The sequence below is a fragment of the Ruminococcus sp. Marseille-P328 genome, from assembly GCF_964249465.1.
GTDB classification, from domain to species: domain Bacteria; phylum Bacillota; class Clostridia; order Lachnospirales; family Lachnospiraceae; genus Blautia_A; species Blautia_A faecis.
Genome location: NZ_CAXUBQ010000083.1, coordinates 1 through 537, shown reverse-complemented (window position 1 = coordinate 537; position 537 = coordinate 1). Strand labels below are relative to the sequence as shown.

The following is a 537-nucleotide window of genomic DNA, read 5'->3' as shown; positions in this document are numbered from 1 at the left end:
CTCGATTCTGCAAGTAGCGGCGAGCGAACGCGGAAGAGCCTAAACCGGAATGCGTGCATTCCGGGGTTACGGACTGCATTTAAGATTCTCGGAAGCTAACAGAACGGTTTTGGGAAAGCCGGCCGAAGAGGGTGAAAGCCCCGTATGTGAAAGCAGATGAGACTGAGCAGGATCCAGAGTACCACGAGACACGAGAAACCTTGTGGGAAGTCAGGGGGACCACCCCCTAAGGCTAAATACTACTTAGTGACCGATAGCGCATAGTACTGTGAAGGAAAGGTGAAAAGGACCCCGGGAGGGGAGTGAAAGAGAACCTGAAACCCTGTGTCTACAAGCTGTGGGAGCACCTTATGCGTGCAACCGCGTACTTTTTGTAGAACGGTCCGGCGAGTTACGCTTACTGGCAAGGTTAAGTCCTTAAGGGACGGAGCCGTAGGGAAACCAAGTCTTAACAGGGCCAAGTCAGTAGGAGTAGACCCGAAACCGGGTGATCTACCCATGTCCAGGATGAAGCTGCCGTAAGAGGCAGTGGAGGTC

1 rRNA gene is annotated in these 537 nt (G+C 53.4%); it reads left to right on the top strand.

Annotation, left to right across the window (positions count from 1 at the left end):
- Positions 1–537, top strand: a 23S ribosomal RNA gene (locus tag ACESTK_RS20565); the annotation flags it as partial.